The sequence below is a fragment of the Qipengyuania marisflavi genome (assembly GCF_005884405.1).
In the GTDB taxonomy this organism is placed as follows: domain Bacteria; phylum Pseudomonadota; class Alphaproteobacteria; order Sphingomonadales; family Sphingomonadaceae; genus Qipengyuania; species Qipengyuania marisflavi.
The window spans coordinates 25,260-35,844 of sequence record NZ_VCAO01000013.1 but is presented as its reverse complement, the minus strand read 5'-3'; the positions used below and the strand labels follow the sequence as shown (position 1 = coordinate 35,844).

The window sequence follows — 10,585 nt, the reverse complement described above, 5'->3', positions numbered from 1 at the left end:
CTTGCCAGCCTCCATGAAGTCCTTCGACCATTTGTAATACACGCCCTGCGCAATACCCTCACGGCGGCACAGTTCGGCGATACTATCCTCGCCGCGCAGGCCTTCCAGCACAATCCGGATCTTCTCCTCTGCGCTATACTGTTTGCGGGTCGCCCGGCGGATGTCTTTGACTACCCGCTCCGCGGGCGCCTTTGAGTGTTTTGACTTCATCTTCGTTCCTTACAGTCACGAAGATGAACCCAAAACACTCTCCTATTTTATGCAGCCAATCTGTCTATTGAACGCTGGCGGGGGACAGCCGCCGTAACGATCAGCCAGACGGCCCCCGACAATTTGCGTGAGCAAATAGCCGACAAAGAAGCTGGAGAGAACGAGCCCCTGTGTGGACATATCCCAGCCATAGGTTTCGACCATCGGAATGATCGCCACCGAAATTGCGACCGTGTCCATATAGCAGATGAAAATGGCCATGAATGCCATGAGAACCAATTGATGGCGTTTTTGCATCGACATCCTCCCCCAAGATGATCGTGGCGTGTCAGACATAGCCGCTCTGTTCAGAGCTCTTTACACTTTATACCGCCAATCTGCCCATTGAACGTTGACGCGTGACATTGACACAATGGTAGCGCTCACATAACCAGAAACTACGGAGGATGGGAGAAAAATTCTGATGGTAAGTACTCGCGTTATTGAGCTTGTTGGGGCAGCTGCGTTGTTGGCAGGTTGTGCTGGCAGCACATACGGCGCCGAAGGGGGCTCTCCTGTAGGTAGCGCTCCCTCTGCGGATCCGGCTCCTGTTGCAGCTGGCGTCTCGGCCCGCGCTCCGGCTCGTGGAGAAGCGCGGCCTGAAATCTGGCCGGCTTACGAATACCCAGTTCCCGTAGTTTCAGCCGACGAGGCCAAGATCGCCGATCTGCTGGCGCGCATGACCTTGCCCGAGAAGATCGGACAACTGGTGCAGGCGGATTTGTGCTGCGTCACGCCGGAGGATGTGAAGACCTACAATCTCGGTTCCATCCTAGTCGGCGGCAACAGCGGCCCGGATGGTGACGATCTTGCCCCCGCTCCCGCTTGGGTCGCGGCGGCGGATGCGTTCTACCTTGCCTCGGTCGATACGTCGGATGGCGGTGTCGGCGTTCCTGTGGTTTGGGGGACCGACGCGGTCCACGGCCATTCGAACATCATCGGTGCGACCATTTTTCCGCACAATATCGGGCTGGGTGCGATGCGCGATCCGGCGCTGATCGAGCAGATCGGCGCGGCCACCGCGAAGGAAATCCGCGTGACGGGCCAGGAATGGACCTTCGCGCCGACGGTCGCTGTGCCGCAGGATTTCCGCTGGGGGCGGGCCTATGAGGGTTATTCCTCCGATCCGCAGCTCGTGGCATCCTATGTCGGGGCGATGGTCCGCGGGCTGCAGGGTCCACCGACCGGCGATGACCTTCTTTCCGGCCCTTACGTTATCGCTTCGACCAAGCACTTCCTTGCCGATGGGGGCACCGACAATGGTGTTGATCAGGGCGATTCGAGCATTTCGGAAGAGGAACTGCGCGACATTCACGGCGCGCCCTATGGCCCCGCTATTGCCGAGGGCGTATCCACTGTAATGGTCAGCTTCTCTGGCTGGCAGGGCAAGAAGATGACCGGCAACTCCTCGCTGATTACCGGCGTGCTGAAAGACCGGATGGATTTCGGCGGCTTCGTGGTGTCGGACTGGAATGCGCACGGCCAGATTGTCGGCTGCACCAATGAGAGCTGCCCGCAGGCGCTGATGGCCGGGGTCGACATGTATATGGCTCCCGATACATGGCGCCCGATCTATGGGGATCTGCTGACCCGTGCCGAGGCCGGGACGATCCCGATAGAGCGGATCGACGAGGCAGTCGCACGCATCTTGCGCGTCAAATTGCGGCTTGGCCTGTTCGATCATGGCAAGCCTTCGACCCGTCCGCTGGCGGGCGAGTATGATCTTCTCGGCGCGCCCGAACACCGTGCCATTGCGCGCGAGGCGGTGCGCAAATCCCTGGTGCTGCTGAAGGATCAGGGCGTGCTGCCGATTGCGCCCGGCGGACGGCTGCTGGTTGCGGGCGAGGGCGCGGACGATATTGCTCGCCAGTCCGGCGGTTGGACGTTGAGCTGGCAGGGCACGGGTGTGGACAATTCCCATTTCCCCGGAGCAACTTCGATCTGGAGTGGGCTGAAACAGGCGGTCGAGGCGGGCGGCGGCAGTGCGCAGCTGTCCCCCGATGGCAGCTTCTCCCAGAAACCCGATGCGGCCATCGTGGTGTTTGGCGAGAAGCCCTATGCCGAGTTTCAGGGTGACCGCGCGACACTCGCGCTCGATACGGAGTTGACCGGTCCCTATGAAACAATGCGCAAGTTGAAGGCGCAGGGCATCCCGGTCATCGCCCTGATGATTACCGGGCGGCCGCTCTATGTGAACCCTGCGCTCAACACCGCCGATGCATTTGTGGTCGCATGGTTGCCGGGCAGCGAAGGCGGCGGGATTGCCGATGTGCTGGTGGGCGACGCCGCGGGCAAGGCGCGCTTCGATTTCGCCGGCAAGCTCCCGGCAGCATGGCCGCGCACTCCCGATATGGACAACGGCGCGCTGCACGAGTTTGGCTATGGCCTGACCTATGACAGCCCCGTCGCCGGGTGGAGCGAACTTCCCGAAGTGGATATGACCGAAGTGGCGGGCGACAGCCGGCTGTGGTTCGGCAGCGGCAAGCCTGCCGCGCGCTGGTCGCTGCTGGTTGGCGACGGGACCTCCGGAGGGCAGACGCGGATCACCACCACGCCCGCAGAGGCGCTGGGCGGACGGGCGCTGGTCACGGCGGAAAACTTCCTCGTTCAGGAAGGCGCGCAGCGTGTTGCTGTCGCCAGCGGAGAGGCGCAGGTCTCGCTCCGCAATTTCGAACCGGTAGACATCGACCGCGAAACCAATGCCGATGTGCTGGTTCTGATGACCATCAAAGTGCGGGATGCGCCAGACAGCGCTACGCTGGGGGCGATTGGCCCAGCCAGCAATGCAGCGGCGGTGATCGACCTGCCGGCAACCGGCGAATTCGTGCGCTACGGCCTGCCGCTCAAATGCCTGCGCGACAAGGGAGCCGACGTGAAGTCGCTGACTGAACCCTTCGTTCTGACGACAAGGGGCAAGACCGATTACGCCCTTGGCGAGGTTCGTCTGGGTACCGATGCGGAGGTCGTGCTGCCTTGCAGGTGAGCCAATGAAAGCGATCGAGGAAATTGTGCCGGTCGATGCCGTGACGTTCGAGCGGGAGGTTCGCCCGCTCTACCGTCCCGTTGTGATGCGCGGCATCGCGCGGGACTGGCCAGTGGTTCAGGGGGGGCTGAAGGGGGCTGATCAGGCGCTGAGCCATGTCGAGAAATTCGATACCGGCCGGCCGGCTGACATCATGCTCGCCCCCCAATCCGAACGTGGACGTTTCTTCTATTCGCACGATATGCGCGGTTTCAATTTCCGCCGCGAGAAACTTACGCTGACGGGTCTGGCCGAGCATCTGCGAGAAATTGCGGATAGCGAAGACCCCATCGGCATCTATGCCGGGGCTGCCGCGACTGCCGTGCATCTGCCCGGTTTCGACCAGATCAATCCGCTGCCGCTGGTCGCCGACATGCAGGCGGCGGCGCGCATCTGGCTCGGCAATGCAAGTCAGGTGGCGACGCATTTCGACCTGTCGGACAATATCGCGGTGGTCGCGCTTGGTACGCGGCGCTTTACGCTGTTTCCGCCCGAGGCGACGAAGGACCTGTATGTCGGGCCGCTCAACATTACCCTCGCCGGTCAGCCGGTCAGCATGGTCGATCCGCTGGCCCCCGATCTGGAGCGATATCCGCGGTACCAGGCTGCACGTCAGAAGGCGCTCGTGGCCGAGTTGGAGCCCGGCGACGCGATCTATATCCCCACGCTGTGGTGGCATCATGTCGAGTCCCGCGCAGCGATCAACATTCTGGTCAATTACTGGCACAATGACGCGCAGCACGGCGGCGGTTTTCTGGCACTGGCCCATGCCATGCTGTCGATCCGCGACCTGCCGCAGAAACAGCGCGAGGCATGGCGCCACTGGTTCGATCACTTCGTTTTCGGAGAGGACGCGGCGGGCGCGGCGGAGCATCTTCCACCCTATGCGCAGGGCGTGAACGGTCCTGCCTCCCCCGATCGCGACGAGCAAATCCGCCGCTTCGTCGTTCAGGAATTGTCGAGCCGCTGAGAGAGGAAATCCCATGAAACCGAACCCGACATTGCTGAGCCTGGCTTTGCTTGCGCTGGTTCCCGCCGCTGCCAGCGCGCAGGACGCATCCCCTGATACCGCGTCGGAGCCCATGGCGCTGCCGGTTGGCACCTGCATCAACATGGGCAATTCGCTGGAGCCCGAGCAGGAAGGATCATGGGGCGGCACAAAGATTGCCGAAGAGGATTTCGCGCGGATCAAGGCGGCCGGATTCGACACGGTGCGCATCCCGGTTCGCTGGCACAACAAGAGCCTAGATCAGGCACCCTATACGGTGGACGCGGCATGGATGGACCGGGTGGATGAAGTGGTCAGCTGGGCGCTGGCGGCGGACCTCAATGTCATTCTGAACAGCCATCACTTCGACCCGATCTACGAGAATCCGGAGGGCGTGGCCGCCTGGCATGGCGGTGTGTGGGAACAGATCGCGGCGCGCTTCGCCGATGCGCCCGAAGACCGGCTGTGGTTCGAACTGGAGAACGAGCCGCATAACAAGCTCGACCATTCCAACCTGCTTGATACGCTCGCCCCCGCGCTGGCGGCGGTCCGGGCGACCAATCCGACGCGCGCGGTAATCTATGGCGGTGAGAACTGGAGCGGGATAAATTCGCTCGCCACGCTGCCCCTGCCGGGCGATGCAAACATTTATCCGACCTTCCACTATTACGACCCGTTCGAGTTCACCCATCAGGGCGCAAGCTGGACCGAGCCGAATATGCCGCCGCCGGGGCGCAAGTTTGGCTCTGCGGCGGATTTGCAGCAGCTGAGCGATGACGCGGACAAGGTGCGAGCCTATACCGCGCGCACCGGCAAGCTGCCCTTCATGGGAGAGACCGGCGCCTACGACAAACATATCTCTGTGCCGGAGCGCGCCGCCTACCACCGCGCGGTGCGCGAGGCCTTTGCCCCTACCGGGGTCGGCATCTGCACTTGGGCCTATGCCAATACTTTTCCGTTCTTCGATCAGCAAAGCGGGCAATGGGTACCGGGCCTGCGCGCAGCGATGGGGCTGGAGGAACCGGGCACATCGGCGCAGACGCAGGCCTCACCCGATGTGCCACAAGCCGACGAAGCCGGCGAACCGGCAGGCCGCCGCCTGCCCAAGGCGTTGCAGGATTTCGATGCGCAATTACCGGGCTGGCTGGTGAACGATCCAACCTCGCTCGCAATGGTATCCTATGGCGACACTCTCTCGCGTGAGCCGATTGTCGATGAAGCCATCCCCGGCGGCGGTGCGGCGCTCCGGTTCAGCAACACGCGCGCGGGCGACCCATGGTCGGCGGGCAGCAATGTGCCGCTGCTGGCCGACATAGAGGAGGGGCGGCGCATCACGATCGGCTTCTTCGCGCGCACGCTCCACGGCGGTGCGGCGGACGGGCTGGGCCGCGTGTCGGTCCGTTTCCAGCAGGACGCGTACCCCTACCCCGGCTTCGGCGACCGGACCCTAAGCATCGGCAAGGAATGGCAGTTCTACGAAGTTTCCGCCGTCGCCGACCGGAAGATCGCCCGCCGCGCCGCCGTGGTTGCAATGCAATTCGGTGCGCAGGAACAGATCGTCGAAATCGGGCAGATCATCGTCGTGGTGGGGGCGGCTTCGATCATCGGGTAGGGTGATCGAGCGAAAGCCATAAACATTGCGATCACCCTCAGCGCTTGCCGTGTACTGGCAGGCGAACTATGGTAGCGCTATCAAAGGGGAGTGGAATTGCCGAAACTGGATACGATCTTACCGGCAGACCATGCTTCCGGCCATTTTCTCGGGCGGGCGCAAACCCCCGATGGCCCGGCCGTGCTGTCCATTCGCGGGGGCAGGCTGTTCGACCTGACCGGCGAAGCGGCGAGCGTATCGGGTGCAGTCCAGCGCCGCGTGTTTGTCGGTGGCTGCGATATCGGGCCGGTGGAGGGCGGACTGCCCGAAGGCTGGAGCCTGCTCTCGCCCATTGACCTGCAATGCATCAAGGCCAGCGGCGTTACCTTTGCGCTCTCGGCCATCGAACGGGTGATCGAGGAGCGTGCGCGCGGAGATGCAGCCAGCGCCGCCACCATTCGCTCGCAGCTGGAAGACAAGGTCGGATCGGGCATCCGTTCGGTCGCACCAGCAAGCGCCGAGGCAGCCCAGCTCAAGAAGGCGCTGATCGAAGAGGGCATGTGGTCGCAATATCTCGAAGTGGCGATCGGGCCGGATGCAGAGATATTCTCCAAGTCCCCGATCCTTTCGTCCGTCGGGCATGGCGCGCAGATTGGCATCCGCTCGGATTCCAGCTGGAACAATCCCGAACCCGAAGTGGTGCTGGTATGCGACAGCGACGGCGAGATCGTCGGCGTCAGTCTGGGCAATGACGTGAATCTGCGCGATTTTGAAGGTCGCTCCGCCTTGCTGCTGTCCAAGGCCAAGGACAACAATGGAAGCTGCGCCATCGGCCCGTTCATCCGCCTGTTCGACGATACATTCGGGCTCGATGATATACGCCGGGCCGTGGTCGAACTCGAGATCGAGGGGCCGGAAGGTTACCTGCTCAAGGGCAAGAACGAGATGGCCCAGATCAGCCGTGATCCGCTGGAACTGGTCGGCCAATGCCTGTCCGAACATCATTATCCCGATGGCTTTGTGTTGTTCTGCGGCACGCTGTTCGCGCCGACGCAGGACCGCGACGAACCGGGAGCCGGCTTTACCCATAAGATCGGCGACAGGGTGACAATCCGGTCCGACAGGATAGGAACGCTGACCAACACGGTTGCCACGTCCCGCGATGCTCCGGCATGGACGATGGGGATCGGTGAATTCGTGCGCAATCTGGCACAGCGTGAGCTGGTCGGGAAGATTTGAACCGCGATGGAGGGGACGCTGCAAGCAAGGGGTGACAGGGCCGTTTATCCGAGTCTGAACGACCGGTGCGTCATCGTCAGCGGGGGCGGTTCGGGTATCGGCGCCGCGCTGGTCGAGGGTTTCGCCCGGCAGGGCGCGAAGGTCGCTTTTGTCGATGTGCAGGACGGGCCGAGCGAGACACTGTGCAAGGCGCTCTCGGCAGCGGACCATCCGCCGATCTACCGGAATTGCGATATTACCGACGCGGCTATCTATGCCGATACGCTTGCCGAGTTGATCGGCGCGCTGGGCGGCTGCGATGTGCTGATCAACAATGCCGCCAATGACGACCGCCACACGCTGGACGAGGTGACGCCCGAATACTGGGACAGCCGCATGGCGGTGAATTTGAAGCACCAGTTCTTCGCGGCAAAGGCTGCCGTTCCGACCATGCGCGCGGCGGGCGGGGGCAGCATCATCAACATGGGCTCGATCAGCTGGCATCTGGGGCTGGAGGAGCTGGCGATCTATCAGACTGCCAAGGCCGCCATCGAGGGGCTGACACGCAGCCTCGCGCGGGAATTGGGCCGCGACAACATCCGCGTAAATGCGATCATTCCCGGAAATGTCGAGACGCCGCGCCAGCAGCGCTGGTACACGCCTGAGGGCGAGGCGGAGATCGTTGCGGCGCAATGCCTCGACGGACGGATCGAGCCGCCGGACATTGCCGCGATGGCGCTGTTTCTGGCTTCGGACGACGCGCGTTTCTGCACCGCGCATAATTACTGGGTGGATGCCGGATGGAGATGACCCTGAAGGTCGACCGCGTTGTCGACGCGCAATCGAAACTGGGGGAAGGCGTTCTGTGGGATGCCCGGCGGCAGGTCGTGTGGTTCGTCGACATCAAACGGCATCTGCTGTGGCATTTCGATCCGGTCAGCGGCAGCAATGCTGCGGCCCAGGCACCCGGCCAGATCGGCTGGGCGATCCCGGCGGAAGGCGGCAAGCTGCTGTGCGGATTGCAGGACGGGCTGCACCTGTTCGACCCGGCAACGCAAAGCTTCGAGTTTTTGACAAAGGTTCCGGGTGAACCGGCGGGCAACCGGCTCAACGATGCCTGCACCGATCCCTGGGGCCGGGTCTGGTTCGGATCGATGGACGACAGCGAGGCGCAAGGCTCGGGCCGGTTCTACGTTTTCGATGCTGGCGAAATCCGTCCGGCCGGCCCGTCCGGCATCGCCATCACCAATGGCCCGGCGGTCAATGCCCAGGGTGACCGGATCTACTTCACCGATACCACTTCGCAGAAAATCATGGTCGCCGATCTCACCAGTGAAGGTGTGGGCGCGGCACGGCTCTTTGCCGATACCGGGGCGCTGTTTCCCGGCGCTTATCCCGATGGTCCGGTGGTCGATGCGGAGGATCATGTCTGGTCGGGGCTCTATCTCGGCGGTCGTGTGGCGCGTTTCTCGCCCGATGGCGAACTGGTCGCTTCGGTGCCGATCCCTGCCCGTGATGTGACCAAAATGGCGTTTGGCGGGGCGGATATGTCGACCGCCTATGTCACCAGCGCACTCAAAAACTTGGAAGCGGCGGACATGGAGCATTACCCGCTGGCAGGCGGGCTTTACGCGTTCGATGCACCGGTGAAGGGTTTTGCGCAGGCGCGGGCGAAGCTGGGGTAAACCGACCGGCGCGGCTTGCCTGCTGCGCTGCTGGCTGCTTGCCGCCTAGTGATTGTGGCGCGGCAGCTTCCTGCTGGTCCCGCGATAATGCACCGCAAAATCCATTACCCCGCCTTCGCTCAGCTGGCCGGTTTTTTCGCGGAACAATTCTTCCCACGGCGTCTGTGATTTGGGTACCGGCGGGGCGGGTTCCTCTGCCAGACGCCGGGCGATTTCCGCTTCTCCTACCAGCGCGTTGCAGGTGCCCTGGTTCAGATCGACATGGATCATATCGCCGGTGCGCAGCCATGCGAGGCCGCCACCCGCCGCGCTTTCGGGCGAGGCATTGAGGATGGATGGGCTGTCGCTGGTGCCCGACTGGCGCCCGTCTCCCATGGTCGGCAGCCATTGGGTGCCGGAACGGATAAGCGCGTCGGGCGGCTGCATATTGACCACTTCCGCGCTACCCGGCCATCCGAGGACGCCCGAACCACGAATGACCAGAATGCAACTGTCGCCAATGTCGAGGGCGGGATCGTTGATCCGGTGGTGGTAATCGTCGGACCCGTCGAACACCACTGCGCGCGCTTCGAACACATTCAGATGGCCGGGCCGAGACAGATAGCGGTCACGGAATTCATCCGAGATGACTGAAGTCTTCAAGATGCCGAAATGGAACAGATTGCCCGACAGGACGAGAAACCCCGCTTTCTCCATCAGGGGATCGGCGAAGGGACGGATCATCGCGCGATCGGCGCTCTCGCGGCCCTCCAGATTGTCGGCCATGGTCGTCCCGGTGCAGGTGCGCACCTCGCCGTGCAGCTTGCCCGCATTCAGCAGTTCCCACATCGCCGCAGGTACACCGCCGGCCCGGTGGAAGCGTTCGCCCAGATATTCGCCAGCGGGCTGCATATTGACCAGCAGCGGCAGGTCGTACCCATGTTCCTGCCAAGCCTGCATCTCCAGCGGCACGCCAGCATGGGCGGCCATCGCCTGAATGTGCGGCTGGGCGTTGGATGATCCGCCGATAACGCTGACCGTGGCAATGGCGTTGAGGAACGCCTCGCGCGTAAGAATGTCGGAGGGTTTCAGATCTTCGTGTACCATCTCCACGATCCGGCGGCCGGTGCGATAGGCATATTGCCCGCGCTCGCGATAAGGCGCGGGGATCGCGGCGCAGCCGGTCAGGCTGAGCCCCAGCGCTTCGGCCACCGCGTTCATGGTGCTGGCCGTGCCCATCGAATTGCAGTGCCCGGCACTGGGCGCGCTGTCGGTGGCGCGGCGGAGAAATTCTTCCTCATCGATCTCGCCCGCTGCCAGCTTGCGGCGGCTGCGCCAGATCACCGTGCCGCTGCCGACCAGCTCGCCATTGTGCCACCCGTCCAGCATCGGTCCGCCCGACAGGACGATGGCGGGAATATCGACCGTGCTCGCGGCCATGATCTGGCTCGGCGTGGTCTTGTCGCAGCCGGTCGTCAGGACCACCCCGTCGATGGGATAGCCGTGGAGCAGCTCGACGAGCCCAAGATACAGCAGATTGCGATCGAGCGCCGCGGTTGGCCGGCGGCAGTTCTCGAAAATCGGATGGACCGGAAACTCGATCGGAATACCGCCTGCATCGCGGATCCCGTCGCGCGTGCGCTTGGCGAGCTCCAGATGGATCCGGTTGCAGGGGGAAAGATCGCTGCCCGATTGCGCGATGCCGATGATCGGCTTGCCGCTGCGCAATTCCTCGGGCGTGATGCCATAATTCATGAACCGCTCCAGATAGAGCGCGGTCATATCCATGCGTTCGGTGTTGTCGAACCAGTCGCGGCTGCGCAGGCGCTTGATGGGCGGATCGCCGGACATAT

The 10,585-nt window shown here is 63.1% G+C and carries 9 protein-coding genes; 6 read left to right on the top strand and 3 right to left on the bottom strand.

The window, feature by feature from the left end:
* Nucleotides 1-210: transposase (locus FEV51_RS12950; RefSeq protein ID WP_171033121.1), on the bottom strand; the 210-nt coding region annotated here is incomplete at its 3' end.
* Between the two features lie 42 nt (nucleotides 211-252).
* Nucleotides 253-507 carry an MFS transporter gene (locus FEV51_RS12945; protein WP_222927465.1) on the bottom strand — a complete coding sequence of 85 codons (255 nt, stop codon included), beginning with the start codon at nucleotides 505-507 and terminating at the stop codon, nucleotides 253-255.
* Between the two features lie 421 nt (nucleotides 508-928).
* Between FEV51_RS12945 and FEV51_RS12940 the strand changes: the two genes are divergently transcribed.
* The 6 genes from FEV51_RS12940 to FEV51_RS12915 all read left to right on the top strand — a co-directional run bounded on the left by FEV51_RS12940 (nucleotide 929) and on the right by FEV51_RS12915 (nucleotide 8,753).
* A complete protein-coding gene (locus tag FEV51_RS12940; RefSeq protein WP_246034571.1) occupies nucleotides 929-3,232 on the top strand; it encodes a glycoside hydrolase family 3 protein in 2,304 nt (767 codons plus the stop codon).
* Nucleotides 3,233-3,236: 4 nt separating this feature from the next.
* Entirely contained in the window at nucleotides 3,237-4,241 is a 1,005-nt protein-coding gene (locus tag FEV51_RS12935; RefSeq protein ID WP_138619525.1) for a cupin-like domain-containing protein, read from the top strand.
* Between the two features lie 13 nt (nucleotides 4,242-4,254).
* Complete coding sequence (locus FEV51_RS12930; RefSeq protein ID WP_246034570.1) at nucleotides 4,255-5,871, top strand: glycoside hydrolase family 5 protein; 1,617 nt, start codon at nucleotides 4,255-4,257, stop codon at nucleotides 5,869-5,871.
* 96 nt (nucleotides 5,872-5,967) lie between these two features.
* Nucleotides 5,968-7,089 carry a fumarylacetoacetate hydrolase family protein gene (locus FEV51_RS12925; RefSeq protein WP_246034574.1) on the top strand — a complete coding sequence of 374 codons (1,122 nt, stop codon included), beginning with the start codon at nucleotides 5,968-5,970 and terminating at the stop codon, nucleotides 7,087-7,089.
* Nucleotides 7,090-7,095: 6 nt separating this feature from the next.
* Nucleotides 7,096-7,878: a D-xylose 1-dehydrogenase gene (xylB, locus tag FEV51_RS12920; protein WP_138619523.1), complete on the top strand. Its 783-nt coding sequence runs from the start codon at nucleotides 7,096-7,098 to the stop codon at nucleotides 7,876-7,878.
* On the top strand, nucleotides 7,875-8,753 hold the full coding sequence (locus FEV51_RS12915; RefSeq protein ID WP_246034569.1) for an SMP-30/gluconolactonase/LRE family protein: 879 nt from the start codon (nucleotides 7,875-7,877) through the stop codon (nucleotides 8,751-8,753). Before xylB ends, FEV51_RS12915 begins: the two co-directional genes overlap by 4 nt.
* Nucleotides 8,754-8,798: 45 nt before the next feature.
* Here FEV51_RS12915 and FEV51_RS12910 read toward each other — a convergent pair whose 3' ends face one another.
* Nucleotides 8,799-10,583 carry an IlvD/Edd family dehydratase gene (locus tag FEV51_RS12910; RefSeq protein ID WP_138619519.1) on the bottom strand — a complete coding sequence of 595 codons (1,785 nt, stop codon included), beginning with the start codon at nucleotides 10,581-10,583 and terminating at the stop codon, nucleotides 8,799-8,801.
* Between the last annotated feature and the right edge of the window lie 2 nt (nucleotides 10,584-10,585).

Bases quoted from the DNA above. Each gene is read 5' to 3' on its own strand.
- FEV51_RS12945 (WP_222927465.1), bottom strand. From the start codon at position 507: ATGCAAAAACGCCATCAATTGGTTCTCATGGCATTCATGGCCATTTTC.
- FEV51_RS12940 (WP_246034571.1), top strand. From the start codon at position 929: ATGACCTTGCCCGAGAAGATCGGACAACTGGTGCAGGCGGATTTGTGC.
- FEV51_RS12935 (WP_138619525.1), top strand. From the start codon at position 3,237: ATGAAAGCGATCGAGGAAATTGTGCCGGTCGATGCCGTGACGTTCGAG.
- FEV51_RS12930 (WP_246034570.1), top strand. From the start codon at position 4,255: ATGAAACCGAACCCGACATTGCTGAGCCTGGCTTTGCTTGCGCTGGTT.
- xylB (WP_138619523.1), top strand. From the start codon at position 7,096: ATGGAGGGGACGCTGCAAGCAAGGGGTGACAGGGCCGTTTATCCGAGT.
- FEV51_RS12915 (WP_246034569.1), top strand. From the start codon at position 7,875: ATGACCCTGAAGGTCGACCGCGTTGTCGACGCGCAATCGAAACTGGGG.
- FEV51_RS12910 (WP_138619519.1), bottom strand. From the start codon at position 10,583: ATGTCCGGCGATCCGCCCATCAAGCGCCTGCGCAGCCGCGACTGGTTC.